Origin of the sequence: Xanthobacter wiegelii, from assembly GCF_043193855.2 — a bacterium.
Taxonomy (GTDB): Bacteria; Pseudomonadota; Alphaproteobacteria; order Rhizobiales; family Xanthobacteraceae; genus Xanthobacter; species Xanthobacter flavus_A.
The window spans coordinates 151,919-172,210 of the sequence record NZ_CM195529.1; the positions used below are offsets into that span (position 1 = coordinate 151,919).

The following is a 20,292-nucleotide window of genomic DNA, read 5'->3' on the forward strand; positions in this document are numbered from 1 at the left end:
CTGGCTCCGGGACGTTGCATCTCAACCCTCCCGCAACAGGGGAAAACGCGCCGCCAGCGCCGCGCGCTCGGCCTCGATCCACGGACCATCGCGCATCGCGCGGGGCACGGCGAGACACACCTCCTCGATGACGTGGGTCGGCCGCGGCGCCAGCATCACCACGCGATCGGCCAGCTCCAGCGCCTCGCGCACATTGTGGGTCACCATGAGCACGCTGGTGCCGCCATCCGCCGCCAGCGCCACGTAGCGGCGCAGGTCGGCCGCCGCCTGGGTGTCCAGGGAGACGAAGGGCTCGTCGAGCACGAGGAGGTCCGGCTCCAGCGCCATGGCACGGGCCAGCGAGACGCGCCGCGCGAGGCCCAGCGACAGCTCCCCGGGATAGCGCGCCGCATGGGCCGTAAGGCCGAATCGGTCGATCAGCGAAGCGAGGTCCATGGTCCGGCGCGCTTTCGGCAGCACGAGGCGGATGTTCTCCTCCACCGTGCGCCACGGCAGAAGCCGGGGCTCCTGGAAAGCGACGCCGATAGAGAGTGTCGCCGGGTCTGGCGTCACCTCACCCTCGAAGACGCGGTCGAGCCCGGCGAGAATCCGTAATGTCGTCGTCTTCCCGCAGCCCGAGGGGCCAATCAGGCAGACGAATTCGCCGCGCCTCACAGCGAGCGTGACGCCGCGCACGGCCTCCATCGTGGCGCCGTCCGGCCGTCGATAGGTCTTGGCGCGGATGACCGCCTCAATGAGCGGTGAGGCGCCAGCGTCGGACATAGGCTTCATAGGGCTGCAGCATGCCGTATTCGATGGCCAGCATGACCGCCATGAAGGCCAGCGAATAGCCGAGCACCGCGGTCACGTCGAACAGCTGGAAATAGACGGAAATGGCGTAGCCGACGCCGTTGGGGCGACCGAGCAGCTCCACCACCAGCACGATCTTCCACACCAGCGCGAGACCCGAGCGGGCCGCTCCAGCGATGTGCGGCTGAAGCTGGGGGATCACCACATGGCGCAGCCGGTCGAGGGATGACAGGCGGAAGGCGCTCGCCATCTCGTCGAGCTCCGGCGACAGCGCACGCGCCCCCTCGCGCATCAGCACGGCAACGGTCGGGATCTTGTTGAGCGCCACGGCGAGCACGGCAGCGGCCTCGGTCAGCCCCAGCCAGATGTAGCAGAGCACGGTGATGACGAGGGCAGGCGTGTTGAGGAGCACGATCACCCAGGTATCGAAGGCGGTGTCCAGCTTGCGCGAACGGCCCAGCGCGACGCCGATGGCGCAGCCGAGCGCCATGGCCACGAGGAAGGAAACGACGACCCGCGCCAGCGTGATGGCGATGTTGGAGACGAGATCGCCCCCTGTCGCCTCCCGCGCGATAAAGGCGAACACCGCGTGCGGTGCCGGCAGGGAACGGCTGTGTGCGGCCGTCGCCGCGATCTCCCAGGCCAGCAGCAGCAGGACGAGCGAGGCTGCCCGCGCCGCGGTGCCCGAGGAGAGGAACTTCATCGCGCCGCCGGTGCCTGGAAATAGAGGTTCGCCGGCAGGCGCGTGGCGCTGCCCACCAGCTTTGCGCCGCCGAGCTTGACCAGCACCGCATAAAGCTGCGCGGCGAGCGTTTGCTCTTCCGCAAGCGACAGGCGCGGAATGCCCGCGAGGAAGCCGCGCCGGAGCGCCTCGAATGTCGCCTCGTCGCCCGCCTGCATCTGCGCCCGCGCCGCCGCCCAGCCGGGCCCGGAGCGGGCGGGATCGGGCTCAGCCAGCGCCGTCTTGGTGGCGCGCGAGGCGGCGGCGAAGGCGGCGACCGTGCCCGGGTTCGCGCGGGCGAAGGCGCCGTCGAACACGTAGCCCACCAGCGTCGGCTCATGGGCGAGGCCGAAGCCCTTCACCATGGCCTCGACGGTCAGCATCGGCCGGAAGCCCTTGGGTTCGAGGCGGGCCGCGAAGGTCCAGTAGATCAGCGCGGCATCGAGGTTGCCGCCCTCCAGCTCGGCGGCGAGCAGGGGCGGGGCGGCGAACACCGGCTGCGCGGCGGTCTGGAGATCGAGCCCCGCCTTTTCCTGCGCGGTCGCCTTCAGCATCAGCCAGCTCTTGTCCAACGGGCCGCCGGCGACGCCCAGCCTCTTGCCGGCGAGGTCGGCGACGGAGCGGATGGGGGAGCCCTTGGGCACCATCACCGCCCCTTCCGAGGAGGAGAAGGGGATGTAGACGAGATCGCGGCCGTCCGCCTTCACCCGCGCCGCCCAGAGCAGGTCGCTGACGATGGCGTCCGCCGCGCCCGCCATGAAGGCGACGCGCCCGGCATCGTTGTTGGCATAGCGGGTGACATCGAGCGTGATGCCGTTGGCGGCATCGAGCCCCAGCGCACCCATGGCAGCGATTTCCCAGGCGGCCGAGCCGAACTGCAGAATGCCGAGACGGATGGGCGGCGAGGCCGCACTTACGGGAGAGTGCCACCCGATACCCGCGACTGCAGCGCCGGAGAGCGCGGCGCCCGAGAGCGCCAGCAGGCGGCGGCGCGTGAGCATGGCCTTCCTCCCGAAATCCTCCGGCCGGCGCCGCGCCCGCGACCCCGCCCGATGCGCGCCACTGTGGCCGCGCCGGGAAGAAGTGTCCATAACGATATGAAAAGAAACGGCTTTTCTGAGAGGAATTTAAGAAGGCAGAGGGGGCAATCTTCCCAAATATGTGGTGGGCTTGCGCCGTCTCAAGGTCTTGTCAGGCTGTCATCCACCGGCTCGTCCGGGGGCTCCACCGCAACGCGAGGCGAGTGCCCGGAGGCCGTGAACCGGTGGGGCGGACGGGTGGATGGCCCGGACAAGCCGGGCCATGACGGGAGTCGGGGTGAGTGCGTTTCGCTCTGAGCTTCACACCGGGCGGCGGTCCTCGATGGTCTTGGCGTCGGGGGGCAGCGTGCCGGGCGAGAGCATCACGAGCCGGCCGCGCAGCTTGGTGGCGGAGCGGATGTCCTCCAGCAGGGCGTCCTGCGAGAGTGCGGCGGCGTCGGCCACCTCGATCTCCAGCGCCATGTCGTCCTGGTCGCCCGCGCGATCCACCACGAGGCGGGCCTTCGCGACGGCCGGATGCTTCCGCACCGCCGCCTGCACCTGCACGGGATGCACGAACATGCCGCGGATCTTCGTGGTTTGGTCGGCGCGGCCCATCCAGCCCTTGAGGCGGATGTTGGTGCGCCCGCAGGGGCTGGTGCCCGGCATCACGGCGGAGAGGTCGCCGGTGGCGAAGCGCACGAGGGGATAGTCCGGCTCGAACAGGGTGACGACCACCTCGCCGACCTCGCCCTCCGTCTCCACCGGATCGCCGGTGCCGGGGCGGAGAATTTCGACAAGGCAACCCTCGTCCACGATCATCCCATCCTCGGCCTCGCTCTCATAGGCGACGAGGCCGAGATCGGCCGTGCCGTAGCACTGGCGGGCGATGATGCCGGCGGCCTTCAGCTCGGCCCGGTGGGCCGGCAGGAACGCCTCGCCCGACACCAATGCCTTGGTGAGGGAGGAGATGTCGGTGCCGGTCTCGCGCGCCTTGTCCACGAGAATCTTGAGAAAGGAGGGCGTGCCGCCATAGCCCTGCGGACGGATGTCGGCGATGGCGCGCAATTGCAGGTCGGTCTGGCCGACGCCGGCCGGGACCACGGCGCAGCCCAGCGCGTGGGCGCCGCTCTCGACCATCGAACCCGCGGGGGTCAGGTGATAGGAGAAGGAATTGTGCACGATGTCCCCGGCGCGGAAGCCGGCGGCGAACAGCCCGCGCGCGAAGCGCCAGAAATCGGGGCCGTGGCCCTCCACGTCATAGATGGGGCCGGGCGACATGAAGATGCGCGCGAGCTTGCCCGGCGGCGTCGCGTTGAGCCCGCCGAAGGGGTAGCTCTTCGGCTGGATCTCCAGAAGGTCCGACTTGCGGGTGACCGGCAGTTGCGCCAGCGCGGCCCGCGAGGTGATGGCGGCCGGGTCCACGTCCTTGAACAGCGCGGCGAAATAGGACGCCTTCGCCTTGGCGTGGGCCACCTGGGCGGACAGCGCCTGCAACAGCGCCTGCTCGCGCGCCTGAGGATCGCGGGTCTCGCTGGCGTCGTAGTGGCGGTTCGGATCGGTCATGGTCGGGCTCATGTCAGAAGCTGGCCGGGGAGCAAAGATGATGTTCCATGGGCCGTCATGCCCCGGCTCGTCCGGGGCATCCACTCATCGGTGTCGGCGCTCTTCGAAGCTAAGCGCCAGCCTGGCCGCAGAGTGGATCGCCCGGACGAGCCGGGCGATGACAGCGGCACGAGAATGCTGCGAGACAACAGTGTTCCACTGACCCGACAGCTCCCAGCCAGTGTTCGCTAGCGTGCGCTACAGCCATCTCTTGCGGCGCTTGAAGCTCTTCAGGTTCTTGAAGCTCTTGCGCTCCTCGCCGCCGCCCTGGCCGAGGTAGAATTCCTTCACGTCCTCGTTGGTCGCGAGCATTTCGGCGCTGCCATCGAGGACGATCTTGCCCTGCTCCATGATGTAGCCGTAGTCGGCCACCGAGAGCGCCACGCGGGCGTTCTGCTCCACCAGCAGAATGGTGACCCCGAGGTCCTGGTTGAGCTTCTTGATGATGGAGAACACCTCCTTCACCAGAAGCGGCGACAGGCCCATGGAGGGCTCGTCCATGAGGATGAGCTTCGGGCGGGACATGATGGCGCGGCCGATGGCCAGCATCTGCTGCTCGCCGCCGGAGAGATAGCCGGCAAGGCCGGTGCGCTCCCTGAGGCGGGGGAAATAGTCGTAGACGCGCTCGATGTCGCTCTTCACCTCGTTGTCGCGCCGGGTGTAGGCGCCGAGGCGGAGGTTTTCGAGGCAGGTCATGTCGGCGATGATGCGGCGCCCCTCCATCACCTGGAAGATGCCGCGGCGGACGATCCGGTCCGGCTCGATGCCGTTGATGCGCTCGCCCATGAAGGTGACGTCGCCGCGCGTGATCTCGCCGTCCTCGGTCTTGAGCAGGCCGGAGATCGCCTTCAGCGTGGTGGACTTGCCGGCGCCGTTGGAGCCCAGCAATGCGACGATCTGGCCCTTCGGAACCTTCAGCGACAGGCCGCGCAGGACGAGGATGACGTCGTTGTACACCACCTCGATATTGTCCACCGACAGCAGCGGCGGCGCGGTCTCGGCGGCGGGTTCGAACTTCAGTGCGGCCTCGGCCATGGCGGTCTCCGGTTTCTTGCCAGACCGTCATCCCCCGGCTTGTCCGGGGGATCCACCTCTGTGGCAGGGCCGTCCCCGAAGGACGATCACCGCTGCGGCGGATGAGTGGATGCCCCGGACAAGCCGGGGCATGACGTCGATCAAACGGGAGGCAGGCGAACCTGCCTCCGTGACCTCACCAGCCCTGCAGCTCGGTCTTGCGGGGCAGGTCGATGGTGGCGACCTTTTCCAGCTTGATGGTGCCCGACTTCACGAGATCCGAGACGGACGCATCGGTCGGGCCGCTCACCACCGAGCGGTAGAGGTCCACGCGGGTGGTGGGACGGTGGTCGCTGGTGGTCCAGGTGGAGGGATTGCACACGCCGTCCATGCCCTTCGGCACCCAGTCCTTCTTCTGGTACATGCCGTCGCGGATCTTCACGCCGGTCACGCCGCCGTTCTTGTCCGCCCACTCCATGGCTTCCTTCATGTAGAGCGCGGTGCACATGGCGGCGAGATAGTGCACCGGGCGGTAGGCCGCGCCCGAGGCATCCGACATCTTGGAAATCTCCTTGGCGGTGGCGAGGCCGGGCGCCGAGCCGCTCCAGGTCACCGCGGTGCGGACCGGGAAGACGACGCCGTTGGCCGCCTCGCCCGCCGCCTTCATGGCGTTCTCGTCCATGCCCCACACGTTGCCGAGGAACTGCACGTCCACGCCCGCGGTCTTGCACGCCTTCAGCACTGAGATGTTGGAGCCGGCGGTGTTGCCGAGATAGGCGTAGTTGGCGCCGGACTGCTTCAGCGTCAGGCACTGGGGCGTGTAGTCACCCGGGGTCAGGGCGAAGGTGATGGGATCGAGCACCTCGAAGCCCAGTTCCTTGGCGTATTCGGCCGCCGCTTCCTTGGGCGAGTTGGGATAGGGATGGTTGGCGCCCATGTGCACCCACTTGGGCTTGCCGGTCTTGCCCTTCTTCTTCCAGTCGTCGGCGGCCCACTGCACCATGGCGCGGGCGGCGTCCGAATAGGACGGGCCGTAGAAGAAGTTGAACGGAGCGGCGCGCTCGCTCTTGGCGTTCACCTTGCCCTTGGGATCGGTGAGGGACGCCGAGTAGGAGCCCGAATAATAGGGAATCTCCTCCTTGGTCACCATGCCCACGAGGGCCTCGGTGTCGGCGGTGCCCCAGCCCTGGATGGCGACCACCTTGTCGGAGCCCACCCACTTCTTGAAGGCGGCCAGAGCGCGCGGCACCTGGTAGCCATATTCGTTGAAGTCGGAATTGATCTTCTTGCCGTTGACGCCGCCGTTGGCGTTGATCCAGGCGATGGTGTCCTGGATGCCCTGTCCGTAGGGCTGTCCCACGTCGGAGGTGCCGCCGGAATAATCGGCGAGATGGCCGATGTTGATCGACTGCGCGAGCGCAGGCGTCGCGGCGGCGAGCGCCAGCGCCGAGACGAGGGAAAGGGTCAATCGCTTCATCTGTGGCTCCTTGGGTTGCCTCTTGCACCGGACGGTCTGCGCCGCCTCGGCTCGGGTTTCGTCGGGGACTGCAACGCGTCAGTAGGAGAAGGGGTAGAGCTTCCAATAGGCCTTGATAAGGCGCCAGCGGTGGGCGAGCCCGTCCGGCTCGAAGATCAGGAACAGGATGATGGTGGCGCCGATCAGCATCTCGCGCATGTAGGTGATGCCGTCCTTGAGGTGCAGCACCTGGTCGATGACGCTGCCCGACAGGGCGGAGGCGAGCCAGCCGGTGGCCTCCGGCAGCAGCACCATGAACACGGTGCCCATGAGCGTGCCCATGATGGAACCAAGCCCGCCGATGATGATCATGCCGAGAAACTGGATGGAGAACAGGATATCGAGCCCCTCCACCGACATGAAGCCCACATAGTGCGCGTAGAGCGCCCCGCCGATGCCGGCATAGAAGGACGAGATGCCGAACGCCATGGTGCGGTATTTGGTGAGGTTCACGCCCATCATCTCGGCGGAGAGATAATGGTCGCGCACCGCGATCAGCGCCCGTCCGTCGCGCGAGCGCATGAGATTGGTCGCGCCCACGTAGCCGATGACCACGAAGAACAGCACCACGTAGAAATACTTGTCATCGCCGGACAGGTCGAAGCCGAACAGGGTGAAGGGCGCGGCCATGGCGCCGTGGGTGCCGCCGGTGAACCACTCGGCACGCACGAAGAAGTCCTGCAGGATGAACTGGGCGGCGAGCGTCGCGATGGCGAGATAAAGCCCCTTCACCCGCGCCGCCGGCAGGCCGAAGATGAGGCCCACCACCGTGGTCCACAGCCCGGCCAGCACGATGGCGAGCGGCACCGGCACGCCCTTGTCGGCGAGAAAGGCCGAGGCGAAGCCGCCGAAGCCGAAGAACACGGCATGGCCGATGGAGATCTGGCCGGAGAAGCCGACCAGGATGTTCAGCCCCAAAGCGGCGATGCCGAGATAGCCGATCTGGATCATCAGGGAGAGCGCGTAGCGCGAGGCGAACAGCGGCGCGCAGCACAGGGCCACGATGGCGAGGATGACGAAGATCAGCGTCAGCCGCGTCTGGAAGATGGTCTGGTCGGCCCGGTAGCTGGTGCGGTAGTCGCCGCACGGCCGCATGGTGGTGAGCGCCATGGCCTCAGACCCTCTCGATGTCGCGGGTGCCGAACAGCCCGTAGGGCTTGATCATCAGGATGATGATCAGGGCGTAGAAGGGGATGATCTCGTAGAGATTGCCCCACTTCAGATACTGGCTGTCCACGTACTGGCCGAGGTTTTCAAGAAGCCCGACGATCAGGCCGCCCACCACCGCGCCGAACACGCTGTCGAGGCCGCCGAGGATCACCGCCGGGAACACCTTGATGCCGAAGTAGGAGAGGGCCGACGACACGCCGTTGACGATGCCCACCACAACGCCCGCCACCGCCGAGACCGCCGCCGAGATGCCCCAGGACAGGGCGAACACCTGGCGCACCGAGATGCCGAGCGACTGCGCCACCTGCTGGGAAAAGGCGGTCGCCCGCATGGCGAGGCCGAGGCGCGAATACTTAAAGAACCAGGCGAAGCCGGCCATGATCGCGAGGCTGACGGCGGTGGACATGAGATAGGCCGTCTGTACCTGCAGACCCAGGATGTTCACCTGCGCCACCGGGAAGATGGGCGGGAACGGCTGGGCAAAAGTGCCGAACATCCACTTCATCAGCGCCTGGAAGAAGATGGAGAGGCCGATCGTCACCATGATGACGGAGATGATGGGCTCGCCGATGAGTGGCCGCAGCACCACCATCTGCACGGCGATGCCGAACACCATCATGAAGCAGACCGCGATGAGGAAGCCCCAGAAGAAAGGGATGTTCCACGCCGTGAGCAGCCACCAGCAGGTCCAGGCGCCGATGAGCAGGAACTCGCCCTGGGCGAAGTTCACCACCTGCGAGGCCTTGTAGATGAGCACGAAGCACATGCCGACCACGCCATAGAGCGTGCCGATGATGAGCCCGTTGATGATGAGTTGAAGCAGGAGCTGGGATTGCATCAGAGGCTCCCCATGACGGGTGCAGGACGCCTCCCCTCTCCCCTTGCGGGGGAGGGGTCGGGGGTGAGGGGTGAGGCTGCCGGGAAGAGAGCAGGCGGCGCACTTAGCGCGAACACCCCCTCACCCCATCCCTCTCCCGCGAGGGGAGAGGGGGCAGGCCGGCTGTCGTGCCGTCGAGCCATCATGCGGCCCTCCTTTTGCCGTCGTCCTTCACCGGCGGCGGGGCGCCGAGGTCGATGACGTCGATCTTGGTCTTGATGCGCTGGCGGGTGCCGTCCTGGAAGGTGATGGTGGTATCCACGTCGATCACCTTCTGGCCCTCGTACATGGCGTCGATGATCGTGCCGTAGCGCTCGTTGATGACGCCGCGGCGCACCTTGCGGGTGCGGGTCAGCTCGCCGTCGTCGGCGTCCAATTCCTTGTAAAGCAGGAGGAAACGGCCGATGCGCTGCTTTTCCGCCAGCGTGCGGTTCACCGCCTCCACTTCCTTCCTCAGAAGCGCGATGACTTCGGGCTTGGCGGAAAGATCGGTATAGGTGGTGAAGGCGATGCGGTTCTTCTCCGCCCATTTCGAGACGATGGAGAAGCGGATGCAGATGAGCGCGGCGAGGCTGTCGCGCCCGTCGCCCAGCACCACGGCCTCGGCCACGTAGGGCGAGAACTTCAGCTTGTTCTCGATGTATTGCGGCGAGAAGCGGTCGTTGTGCGAGGTCTTCGCCATGTCACGAATGCGGTCGATGACGACGAGATGGCCCTTCTTGTTGAAATAGCCGGCATCGCCCGTGCGCATCCAGCCCTCTTCGGCGAAGGACTTCTTGGTCTCTTCGTCGTTGCGGAAATAGCCGGTGAACATGTTGCCGTGGCGGGTGACCACCTCGCCGAGGCCGTTGGGATCGGGGTCGTCGATGCGGATTTCGACGCCCTCGAACGGCACGCCCACTGTGTCGAAATCGACGTCCTTCTCCGTGTGCAGCGTATAGGCGCCGAGCAGCTCGGTCTGGCCGTAGAGCTGGCGCATGGGCACGCCCAGCGCGAGGAAGAAGCGGAAGGTGTCGGGTCCGAGCGCGGCGCCACCGGTGCAGGCGGATTTCAGGTGCGAGAAGCCGAGGCGGTCGCGCAACGCGCGGAACAGGATGAAGTCGGCGAGCGGGGAGCGGCGGCCCTCGTCCAGCGCCTTGAGGCCGAGCTTCATGCCAAGGTCGAACATGGCCCGCTTCAAAGCGGAGGAATCCATCATGCGCGAGCGTACGTCGGCAGCGATCTGCTCCCACACGCGGGGGGCGAAAAGCACGAAGGAGGGGCCGATCTCCCGCATGTCGGCCATCAGCGTTTCCTGCTCCTCCACGAAGTTTACCTTCATGCGGGAGATGAGCGCCTGACCGAAGGCGTAGATCTGCTCCATGATCCACGGCATCTGCAGAACACTGACGTATTCGTCCGTGGCGAGCCTTGGGTCCATCTCAAGATAGGCGCGGCAGTGCCTCAGCAGCGCGCCGCCCGTGAGCATGGCGAGCTTGGGGTGGGAGGTGGTGCCCGACGTGGTGCAGAGGATGGCGACGTCCTCGCCCTCGCCGGCGTCCACGAGGCGGTCATAGGCGCCGGGATCGCGGGCGGCCACTTCGGCACCCCGCGCCTCAAGCTCCTTCAGCGAGATCAGGCGCGGGTCGTCGTATTTCCGGATACCGCGCGGGTCGGAATAGACGATGTGCCGGACGGTGGGAATTTTCTCTTCCAGCGAGAGCAGCTTGTCGACCTGCTCCTCGTCCTCGGCGAAGATCACCGCAACGTCTGCATAGGTGACGAGATAGGCCACCTCGTCGGCGAGCGCGTCGCGATAGATGCCGAGGGAGAGGCCGCCCACCGCGTGGGCTGCGATCTCGCCCATCAGCCATTCCGGGCGATTGTCGCCGATGAGGCCGACCACGTCGCCACGGGCAACACCGAGCGTGCCGAGGCCCAGGGTCATGTCGCGCACGCGGGTCGCGACCTCGCCCCAGGTGTAGGAAATCCAGATGCCGAGGTCCTTCTCGCGCAGCCACGTCTCGTCGGCATGCGCCTTCGCGTGGAGCCGCAGCAGCTTCGGCAGGGTGTCGTGGACCGTAACGTCCGGATAGGCGGGAACGGGAGCCATGGTGCGCCTCAGCCTTGCCGCATCATGCGGACACGGCGGCGGGCGCCGCCTCTTCGATCTCAAGATCCTCCTCGCCGAGGTAGGCCTTGCGAACGTGCGGATCGGCCAGCACGGCGGAGGGCTCGCCTTCCACCAGCTTGCGACCGAAGTCGAGCACCATCACCCTGTGGGAAATGTCCATCACCACGCCCATGTCATGCTCGATCATGATGATCGTCATGCCCCATTCCTCGTTGAGATCGACGATGTAGCGGGCCATGTCCTCCTTCTCCTCGAGGTTCATGCCCGCCATGGGCTCGTCGAGAAGGATGAGCTTGGGCTCCAGCGCCACCGCGCGGGCAAGTTCCACGCGCTTGCGCAGGCCGTAGGAGAGGGTGCCGGCGGTGGCCTTGCGCACATGCTGGATGTCGAGGAAGTCGATAACTTCCTCCACCTTGCGACGATGCTCCAGCTCTTCCTTCTGCGCACCGCCGATCCAGTAGAGCGCGCCGGTGAAGAAGTTGTTCTTCAAGAGGTGGTGGCGGCCCACCATGATGTTGTCCAGAACGCTCATGTGGCTGAACAGCGCGAGATTCTGGAAGGTGCGGCCGATGCCGATCTCTGCCCGGCGGTTGGGCTTCAGTTTCGTCACGTCGGCGCCGTCGAAGACCACTCGCCCCTCGCTCGGCGTGTAGCGACCCGAGATGCAGTTCAGCATGGAGGTCTTGCCAGCGCCATTGGGGCCGATGATGGAGAACAGCTCGCTGGGACGCACATGGAAGCTGACGTCCGACAGCGCCTTCAGGCCGCCGAAACGCAGCGAGATATTCTGGACATCAAGCAGGGCAGACGCGCCCGTGGCAGCCCCGGCCGAAGCGGCAGGTTGCAACATGATCCCCTCCCTATCCCGCATTGCGGGTTGGCTTCTGCGAGCCGTATCTCATATTATGAGACGCTAATTGCATTCATTATCGAACGACCGTTTGAATCTTTCAAGAGCATCTTTCTGCAATGGAGAAAAATATTGCGATCTCGCCAAAAACGTCTCACATATTGAGATATGTCTTCTTCTTCGGATATGGATGCCGCCTCTCCCAGGGGCGCCCAAAGCCTTTCCCGTGCGGTGTCCGTGCTGCGCGTCGTGGCGGCGGCGCCGACGCAGGGCGCGCGCCTTGCCGATCTGGTGAAGGGCACCGGACTGTCCAAGGCGACGGCGCATCGCCTGGCGGCCGCGCTCGTCCACGAGGGCCTGCTCGCCTACGATCCGGCCAGCCGATACTACGGCCTCGGCCAGTTCCTGCTGGATGCCGGAAGTCGCGCGGGCGGGGGGGCGGCCGGCAGCGTGGCCGAAGCCGATCACGCCCCCGACCCGAGCCTGTACCAGCGGCCGGAATACGGCGGGGATGCGATTGCTCTCGCCCATCTGCTCTGCGACCGGCATCTGCCCGGCAAGCGCGCGCATCCCGCCATGATCCATGAAACCGTTTCGGGCCAGACATCGGAACTGAGCTTCGGCAAGCTGGCTGAGTATTCCGCGCGCTTTGCGCGCGTGCTGGCATCCGTGGGGGTCAGGAAAGGCGACTGCGTTGCGGTCATGCTGCCCAAGGGGGTCGAGCTGGTCATCGCCGCTCTGGCGATCTGGCGTGTCGGGGCGGTCTATATGCCGCTGTTTTCCACCTATGCCACGTCGGCCGTGAACTCCCGGCTGGAGTCGGGGGAGGTGAAGGCCATCGTTGCAACCCGCACACTCGTCGATCGGGCTCGGAATTATATCGACTCGTCCACTCCGGTCTTTCTCATAGAAGGAGAGCAGATCAACCGCATTGACGGTATCGTCAAGCAGTTCTGGTCATCGATTTATTCAACAGAGCCGCTCGATGACGTCGCCATGTATGGTGAGAATGATCCATTCATAATGACATATTCGCCCAAATCGATAGCAGCAAAATTGGGCCTGATGATACCGGTGAGGGCGCTGGCTGAATTCGAGCAATGCATGCGCGTCGGGCTCGATGTCCGGGACGAGGACGTCTACTGGAACATGGCGGACCAGGGGTGGGAGTACGGGATTTTCTATGGTCTTGTCGGGCCGCTGCTGATCGGCTGCTCGATCCTGTTCTGCGATGGCCCCTATGACGTGTCGCAGGGCTATCGCGTCCTGTCCAAGTTCCGCGTGACCAACCTCACGGCGGCCCCGTCCCAGATCAAGGCGTGGCGGCGCAGGGACCTCACCCGGGCGCCGAACCGGCTCGCGCTCCGGCTGGTTTCGGTCTGCGGGGAGCCGCTGCCGTCCGATCTCGTTTCGTGGGTCACGCGGAAGCTGGAAGTGCCCCTCGTGAACCAGTACGGGCAGCGGGAAACGGGGATGATCATGGGCATGCGGCATGATCCGCACAATCCGCGCGCCCTCGGCCATGCCTCGGTCGGCCGGATCGCGCCGGGATTTTCCCTCGTGGTGCTCGACCCGGACGGCGCCGTGCTCGGCGCGGGGGCCGAGGGCACGCTGGCGATCGATATCCGACGGTCGCCCTTGTTCTGGTTCCGCGGCTACAGGAAGGACGATCCGGGAACTAAGGCGCGGTTCAGGTTCGGCGACGATTATTTCATCCTCGGAGATACCGGCCACATCGATGCGGACGGCTGCGTGCACTACAGCGGGCGCGCGTCCCACGCGATCTCCATGCAGGGATGATGGCAGGGATGATGGCGGCGGTGAAAAATGTCCGGGCCGTTCGCCGGGCGGGATAAAAAATCGAACGTTCTTTTCAATCTGGCCAAGCGCCGGCTCTTGTCGCAAGATATCGTTCCATCTGGTGGCCGGGAAGCTGGTCCGCCATCGCGGTTTCCGTCCGGACCGGGTTTCGACGTCAGCTCCTGCGCCGATTGAGCCGAGGCCGGACCTTGAGCGTTCAAAGGCAATGGCGCGCACCATCGGTTCCAACGGCGCCCGTACCGCACAAGCCATTCGGCAGGCGGGCGTCCAGCTCATCTATCGGCACGGCTACGAGGCCATGAGCCTCAGGCAGCTGGCGGCTGAGGTTGGCCTGCAGTCCGGCTCGCTCTACAAATATTTCGACAACAAGCAGTCCCTGCTGTTCGATATCGTGCGCGACCATATGGAGGATCTGCTCGGCAAGGCCGAGGCGGATCTCGCTGGAGTCGAGGATCCGCTGGCCCGCCTCAAGGTTTTCTGCGCCTTCCATCTGCGCTATCACATGACGCGGCTCGCCCATGTCTTCATTGCCAACATGGAGATCCGCAGCCTCGACGAGGCCCACCGCGCGGTCGTGGTCGGCCTGCGCCGGCGCTATGAGGGGCTGCTGGAGGGCATCCTGCGCCAGGGGGCGGAACTCGGCGTCTTCGAGGTGCGCGAGCCCAAGGTCGCGACCTACGCCATCATCTCCATGCTCACCGGCATCTGCATGTGGTACCTGCCGGGCGGGCGGCTGAGCCAGGACGAGATCGTCGACGCCTACACCGCCCTCGTCATCGGCGGTGTCACGGGCGGGACGCCGCTGGCCGAATCTCTTTCGGCGCCTCTCGCCCCCGTCGCTGCTCCCGCGGATCTTCCGGCGCGCGGGAAGCCGGTGCGCAAGGCCGCAAGGGCCTGATAGAACGCCTGATCCGGCGCCGTCCGACGACATCGCGAAAGCCCTTGCACCGGCATTAAAAAAACGTACGATCGTTTCCAAGCCGGCAACGACCGGCGCCGAGGATGACGCCCGAGCCGCCGTGCGCCCGTTTGCGCCGGCCTTGGCGCGTCTTTCCCAGGCTGCCCCGCTGCCGGTTCGCGAGAGCCGGGCTCCTGCGGATCGTCGATCCGTGCGGAGGCTGCTTCTCTTGAGGCGAGAGGGCGTGAGGCCTTGCCGGATTGTCGATCCGGCGGCAGCGCGCCCGAACATTTGGGGCGAGATCGCTCATGGCCATCATCGAGGATGCGGTCGACCGCCGCTCCGACGCATTCCGCCGCAATCGCGAGGCGCTGGAAGCCTCGGTTGCGGAGCTTCGGTCCGTCGTGGAGAAGGTGGCGGAAGGCGGCGGGACCGTCGCCCGCGAGCGGCACCTGAAGCGCGGCAAGCTGCTGCCGCGGGACCGCATCCGCACCCTGCTCGACACCGGCTCGCCGTTCCTGGAATTCAGCCAGCTCGCCGGCTACGGCATGTATGACGACGAGGTGCCGGCCGCCGGTATCATCACCGGCATCGGCCGCGTCTCGGGCCGCGAATGCGTCATCGTCGCCAATGACGCGACGGTGAAGGGCGGCACCTATTTCCCCATGACGGTGAAGAAGCATCTGCGCGCCCAGCGCGTGGCGCAGGAAAACCACCTGCCGTGCATCTATCTCGTCGATTCCGGCGGCGCCAACCTGCCAAACCAGGACGAGGTCTTTCCCGATCGCGAGCATTTCGGCCGAATCTTCTTCAATCAGGCGAATATGTCCGCCGCCGGCATCCCGCAGATCGCGGTGGTGATGGGCTCGTGCACCGCTGGCGGCGCCTATGTCCCGGCCATGGCCGACCAGTCCATCATGGTGAAGAATCAGGCCACCATCTTCCTCGGGGGCCCGCCTTTGGTGAAGGCGGCCACCGGCGAGGTCGTCACGGCAGAGGAGCTGGGCGGCGCGGACGTCCACACCCGCACCTCCGGCGTCGCCGATCACATGGCGGAGAACGACGCCCATGCCCTGGGCATCGCCCGCTCCATCGTGGCCGATCTCAACACGACGAAGGCCCATTCCCTCGACATCCGTGAACCGCGCCCGCCGCTCTTCGATGCGAATGAGATCTACGGCATCGTCTCGGCCGATCCGAAGCAGCCGTTCGACGTGAGGCAGATCATCGCCCGCATCGTGGACGGCTCCGAGTTCGACGAGTTCAAGCCGCTCTATGGTCCGACGCTGGTGACGGGCTTCGCCCGCATCTTCGGCTATCCGGTGGGCATCATCGCCAACAACGGCATCCTCTTCTCCGAGAGCGCGCTCAAAGGTGCGCACTTCGTGGAATTGTGCTGCCAGCGCAATATTCCCCTTGTCTTCCTGCAGAACATCACCGGCTTCATGGTCGGGCGGAAGTATGAGAGCGGCGGCATCGCCAAGGACGGGGCGAAGTTCGTCACGGCCGTGTCCTGCGCGAGCGTGCCGAAGTTCACGGTGGTGATCGGCAATTCCTTCGGCGCGGGAAACTACGGCATGTGCGGCCGCGCCTTCGATCCGCGCTTCCTGTGGATGTGGCCCAACGCCCGCATCTCGGTGATGGGTGGCGAGCAGGCGGCGGGGGTGCTGGCGCAGGTGAAGCGCGACGGCATCGAGGGGCGCGGCGGCAGCTGGCCGACGGAGGAGGAGGAAGCCTTCAAGGCCCCCATCCGCCACCAATACGAAGTGCAGGGTCATCCCTATTATTCCTCGGCCCGGCTGTGGGACGACGGCGTCATCGACCCCGCCGACACCCGCATGGTGCTGGCGCTCGCCTTGTCCGCCGCCCTGAACGCCCCCGAGCAGGAGACACGCTTCGGCGTGTTCCGCATGTGATGGGGCGGGTCGCAATTATCGGGCTGCTCCCCTCTCCCCTTGCGGGAGAGGGTGGATCGCGGCTCAGCCGCGAGACGGGTGAGGGGTATGGCTCGGCCAGAGTCGTTCCCGGTGGCGACAGCCCCCTCACCCCCGTCCCCTCTCCCGCGAGGGGAGAGGGGCGTGGCGATATCCTGCGTGAAAGGCGGATGGCATGAGCCCGAGCACCGGCCTCACCCGCACCACCGAGGATGGCGTCGCCGTCCTCACCCTCGACCGGCCCGAAGTGCGCAACGCCTTCGACGATGCGCTCATCGCCGCGCTGACGGACGCATACGAGGCGGCCATCGCAGACCCTGCCGCCGTCGCCATCCTGCTGCGCGCCAATGGCCCGGTGTTCTGCTCCGGCGGCGATCTCAACTGGATGCGCCGCATGGCCGGCTATTCGCGGGAGGAGAACCTCGCGGACGCGGAGCGGCTGGGCGCGCTCATGCGCACCATCGACCGCGCGCCCAAGCCGACTCTCGTGCGCATCCATGGCTCTGCTTTCGCCGGAGCCACCGGGTTGATCGCGGCCAGCGACATCGCGGTGGCGGTGCCGGAGGCGGAATTCGCCGTCACCGAGGTGCGCATCGGCCTGATCCCGGCGGTCATCAGCCCCTATCTGGTGCGGGCCATGGGGGCACGACAGGCACGGCGCTATTTCCTCACCGCCGAACGCTTTTCCGCCGCGACCGCGCTGGATCTGGGCCTCGTGCATGAGGTGGTACAGGCGGAAGAACTGGACGCCGCCATCGCCCGTCACCTCAAGGCGCTGAAGGCGGCGAGCCCCGCCGCGATCGCCGCCACCAAGGCCCTCGTCGCCGCCGTGGACCGGCCGCTCGACGACGCGGTCATCTCCGACACTGCCCGCCGCATCGCCGACCAGCGCGCCAGCGCCGACGGCCGCGAGGGTGTCACCGCCTTCCTCGAAAAGAGAAAACCCAATTGGGGGGCCGCATGATCCGTCCCATCCGCACCTTGCTCGTCGCCAATCGCGGCGAGATCGCCGTGCGCGTGATGCGCACCGCCAAGGCGCTCGGCCTGCGCACCGTCGCGGTCTATTCGGAGGCCGACGCCAACGCGCTGCACGTGGCGGTGGCGGACGAGGCCTACCCCATCGGCCCGGCCCCGGCGCGCGAGAGCTATCTGCGCATCGATGCCATCCTCGACGCGGCGAAGAAGAGCGGGGCGGATGCGATCCATCCCGGCTACGGCTTCCTCTCGGAAAACGCCGCCTTCGCGGATGCCTGCGAACAGGCCGGCATCGTCTTCGTCGGCCCACCGGCCTCGGCCATCCGCGCCATGGGCTCCAAGAGCGCGGCCAAGGCGCTGATGGAGACGGCCGGTGTGCCGCTTGTGCCCGGCTATCACGGCGAGGATCAGGACGCCTCGCTGCTCGCCCGCGAGGCGGAGCGCATCGGCTTCCCGGTGCTCATCAAGGCTTCGGCCGGCGGCGGCGGCAAGGGCATGAAGGTGGTGCGCGCGGCGGACGAGTTTCCCGAGGCCCTCGCCTCCGCCCAGCGCGAGGCGAAGAGCGCGTTCGGCGACGACAAGGTGCTGGTGGAGAAATATCTCACTACCCCCCGTCACATCGAGGTGCAGGTCTTCGCCGACAGCCACGGCAATTGCGTCTATCTCCACGAGCGCGACTGCTCCATCCAGCGCCGCCATCAGAAGGTGGTGGAGGAGGCCCCCGCCCCCGGCATGACGCCGGAGCGTCGTGCGGCCATGGGCAAGGCGGCGGTGGATGCCGCCAAGGCCGTGGGCTATCGCGGCGCCGGCACGGTGGAGTTCATCGCCGAGGGCGAGCATTTCTACTTCATGGAGATGAACACCCGCCTCCAGGTGGAGCATCCGGTGACGGAGGCCATCACCGGGCAGGACCTCGTGCAATGGCAGCTCCGCGTCGCGCAGGGCGAGACCCTGCCGCTGACGCAGGAGGAGATCCCGCTTGAGGGCCACGCCATCGAGGTGCGGCTCTATGCGGAAGACCCGGAGCGGGACTTCCTGCCCCAGGTCGGCCGGCTGGACCATCTTCAGCTGCCGTCCCACCTCGACCACACGCGGGTGGATACCGGCGTGCGGGCGGGCGATACGGTCTCCATCCATTATGACCCGATGATCGCCAAGATCATCGTCTCCGGCGCTGACCGCCTCGAGGCAGTGCGGCGGCTGGAGGCGGCGCTGGCCGCCACCGAGGTCGTCGGGCTCGCCACCAACCGGGTGTTCCTGAAAGCCATCGCCGCCCATCCCGCCTTCGCGGCGGCGGAGCTGGACACCAATTTCATCGCCCGCCATCAGGACGTGCTGCTCCCCGGCCCGGCACCGGTGGACGACACCGTGCTCGCGCTCGCCGCCCTCTTCATCCTGAAGGAGGAGGCGCGCCAGTCCGCCGAGACGGTGGATGCCGCCGATCCCTGGTCGCCCTGGGGCCTCGCGCCCGGCTGGCGGCTCAACCGCGACGCCCATGTGGACCTGACCTTTGCGGACAGGGAACGCCGCATCGACATCCGCGCCCATTTCCGCCCCCACGGCTTTGTCCTCGCTTTGCCGGGCGGCGACGTGGCGGTGGAGGGCGATGCGGAGGCGGATGGCAGCCTGCGCGTGCGGCTCGATGGAGTGGCGCTGTCGGCGCGAGTGATCCGCACCGGCAACCGCCTCACCGTGTTCGTGCGCGGCGGAGAATATGCGGTGGACTTCATCGACCCGCGCCTCGCCTCGCAGGCCGCCACCGGTACTGCCGGCCGGCTCGTCGCGCCCATGCCCGGCACCATCATCCGCATCGCGGTGGAGGAAGGGCAGGAGGTGACCAAGGGCGCCGCCCTCGTCGTTGTGGAAGCCATGAAGATGGAGCATACCGTCGCCGCGCCCCGCGACGGCAAGGTCAAGGCGCTGAAATTCGCCGTCGGCGACCTCGTGGACGAGGGCGCCGAGCTTCTGGTTCTGGAGGACGCCTGATGGCCCGCCCCGCATCCGTCCGTATCGTCGAGGTCGGCCCCCGCGACGGGCTCCAGAACGAGCCCGGCATCGTGCCCCTCGACGCCAAGGTGGCGCTCATCGACGCCCTGGCCGACGCCGGGCTGAGGATGATCGAGGCCGGCTCGTTCGTCTCGCCCAAGTGGGTGCCGCAGATGGCCGACACCGCCGAGGTGCTGGGCTCCATCGATCGCCGGCCCGGCGTGCGCTACACCGTTCTGGCGCCAAACCTGAAGGGGCTGGAGCTGGCGCTCGCCTGCGGCATCGAGGAGGTGGCGGTGTTTACCGCGGCCTCGGAGGCGTTCACGCAGAAGAATATCAACTGCACCATCGCCGAGAGCCTGGAGCGCTTCACCCCGCTCATCGATCTCGCCCGCGCCCGCGGCGTCGCGGTGCGCGGCTATGTGAGCTGCGCGCTGGGCTGCCCGTATCAGGGCGAGGTGCCGGTGGCGAAGGTGGTGGAGGTGTCGGAAGCCCTCACCGCCATGGGCTGCTACGAGGTGTCGGTGAGCGACACCATCGGCGTCGGTACTCCGGACAAGGCGCAGGCGGTGACCGGGGCTGTCGCCGACCGCATCGGGCTGGAGCGCACCGCCATCCATTTCCACGACACCTACGGGCAGGCGCTGGCCAATGTGCTGGCCTGTCTCGACATCGGCGTGTCGTCCGTGGATTCGGCGGTGGCCGGGCTCGGTGGCTGTCCCTATGCCAAGGGGGCGTCGGGCAATCTCGCCACCGAGGATCTGGTCTACATGCTGAATGGCCTCGGCATCGAGACCGGCGTTGATCTCGATCGCCTCGCGGCGGCCGGGCGGGCCATCACCGCGGCGCTCGGCCGAGCGCCGGCTTCCAAGGTGGCGCAAGCGCTGGCTGCGACATGTGCGTGAGGCCGTGTGCGTTAGGCCCTGCTGAAGCGGGGCCGGTGGCGTTGGTTCCCCTTATCCCGTAACCTTAATGGCAGTTGAAGGGGCGGCTCCGTTGCCTTG

16 protein-coding genes are annotated in these 20,292 nt (G+C 66.8%); 6 read left to right on the forward strand and 10 right to left on the reverse strand.

The features are described 5' to 3' along the window. Positions 1-21: 21 nt before the first annotated feature. From V5F63_RS00725 to V5F63_RS00770, 10 genes are all read right to left on the reverse strand, one after another. Positions 22-762 carry an ABC transporter ATP-binding protein gene (locus V5F63_RS00725; RefSeq protein ID WP_394101279.1) on the reverse strand — a complete coding sequence of 247 codons (741 nt, stop codon included), beginning with the start codon at positions 760-762 and terminating at the stop codon, positions 22-24. After that, on the reverse strand, positions 731-1,492 hold the full coding sequence (locus V5F63_RS00730; RefSeq protein ID WP_394101280.1) for an ABC transporter permease: 762 nt from the start codon (positions 1,490-1,492) through the stop codon (positions 731-733). The genes V5F63_RS00725 and V5F63_RS00730 overlap by 32 nt, the downstream gene beginning before the upstream one ends. Continuing rightward, entirely contained in the window at positions 1,489-2,511 is a 1,023-nt protein-coding gene (locus tag V5F63_RS00735; protein ID WP_394101281.1) for an ABC transporter substrate-binding protein, read from the reverse strand. Before V5F63_RS00735 ends, V5F63_RS00730 begins: the two co-directional genes overlap by 4 nt. Before the next feature lie 339 nt (positions 2,512-2,850). Further along, a complete protein-coding gene (locus V5F63_RS00740; RefSeq protein ID WP_394101282.1) occupies positions 2,851-4,095 on the reverse strand; it encodes a phenylacetate--CoA ligase family protein in 1,245 nt (414 codons plus the stop codon). 237 nt (positions 4,096-4,332) lie between these two features. After that, the gene (locus V5F63_RS00745; protein WP_209487143.1) at positions 4,333-5,169 is read right to left on the reverse strand and encodes an ABC transporter ATP-binding protein; all 837 of its coding nucleotides are present in this window, start codon (positions 5,167-5,169) and stop codon (positions 4,333-4,335) included. A 175-nt stretch (positions 5,170-5,344) separates the two neighbouring features. Beyond that, a complete protein-coding gene (locus tag V5F63_RS00750) occupies positions 5,345-6,625 on the reverse strand; it encodes an ABC transporter substrate-binding protein (RefSeq protein ID WP_209487145.1) in 1,281 nt (426 codons plus the stop codon). A 78-nt stretch (positions 6,626-6,703) separates the two neighbouring features. Further along, on the reverse strand, positions 6,704-7,774 hold the full coding sequence (locus tag V5F63_RS00755; RefSeq protein WP_209487147.1) for a branched-chain amino acid ABC transporter permease: 1,071 nt from the start codon (positions 7,772-7,774) through the stop codon (positions 6,704-6,706). A gap of 4 nt (positions 7,775-7,778) precedes the next feature. After that, positions 7,779-8,672 carry a branched-chain amino acid ABC transporter permease gene (locus tag V5F63_RS00760; RefSeq protein WP_209487149.1) on the reverse strand — a complete coding sequence of 298 codons (894 nt, stop codon included), beginning with the start codon at positions 8,670-8,672 and terminating at the stop codon, positions 7,779-7,781. Between the two features lie 181 nt (positions 8,673-8,853). Beyond that, a complete protein-coding gene (locus V5F63_RS00765) occupies positions 8,854-10,803 on the reverse strand; it encodes a long-chain fatty acid--CoA ligase (RefSeq protein ID WP_209487151.1) in 1,950 nt (649 codons plus the stop codon). A 22-nt stretch (positions 10,804-10,825) separates the two neighbouring features. Then, positions 10,826-11,674, reverse strand: a complete 849-nt coding sequence (locus V5F63_RS00770; protein WP_209487152.1) for an ABC transporter ATP-binding protein — start codon at positions 11,672-11,674, stop codon at positions 10,826-10,828. A 186-nt stretch (positions 11,675-11,860) separates the two neighbouring features. Between V5F63_RS00770 and V5F63_RS00775 the strand changes: the two genes are divergently transcribed. From V5F63_RS00775 to V5F63_RS00800, 6 genes are all read left to right on the forward strand, one after another. Then, complete coding sequence (locus tag V5F63_RS00775; RefSeq protein WP_281066388.1) at positions 11,861-13,474, forward strand: AMP-binding protein; 1,614 nt, start codon at positions 11,861-11,863, stop codon at positions 13,472-13,474. Positions 13,475-13,700: 226 nt separating this feature from the next. Beyond that, positions 13,701-14,393: a TetR/AcrR family transcriptional regulator gene (locus tag V5F63_RS00780; protein WP_209487156.1), complete on the forward strand. Its 693-nt coding sequence runs from the start codon at positions 13,701-13,703 to the stop codon at positions 14,391-14,393. Between the two features lie 308 nt (positions 14,394-14,701). Further along, the gene (locus V5F63_RS00785; protein ID WP_394101283.1) at positions 14,702-16,309 is read left to right on the forward strand and encodes a carboxyl transferase domain-containing protein; all 1,608 of its coding nucleotides are present in this window, start codon (positions 14,702-14,704) and stop codon (positions 16,307-16,309) included. Positions 16,310-16,502: 193 nt separating this feature from the next. Beyond that, positions 16,503-17,291 carry an enoyl-CoA hydratase-related protein gene (locus V5F63_RS00790; RefSeq protein ID WP_394101284.1) on the forward strand — a complete coding sequence of 263 codons (789 nt, stop codon included), beginning with the start codon at positions 16,503-16,505 and terminating at the stop codon, positions 17,289-17,291. After that, complete coding sequence (locus tag V5F63_RS00795) at positions 17,288-19,288, forward strand: acetyl/propionyl/methylcrotonyl-CoA carboxylase subunit alpha (RefSeq protein ID WP_394101285.1); 2,001 nt, start codon at positions 17,288-17,290, stop codon at positions 19,286-19,288. The genes V5F63_RS00790 and V5F63_RS00795 overlap by 4 nt, the downstream gene beginning before the upstream one ends. Then, positions 19,288-20,193 carry a hydroxymethylglutaryl-CoA lyase gene (locus tag V5F63_RS00800; protein WP_394101286.1) on the forward strand — a complete coding sequence of 302 codons (906 nt, stop codon included), beginning with the start codon at positions 19,288-19,290 and terminating at the stop codon, positions 20,191-20,193. Before V5F63_RS00795 ends, V5F63_RS00800 begins: the two co-directional genes overlap by 1 nt. Positions 20,194-20,292: the final 99 nt, after the last annotated feature.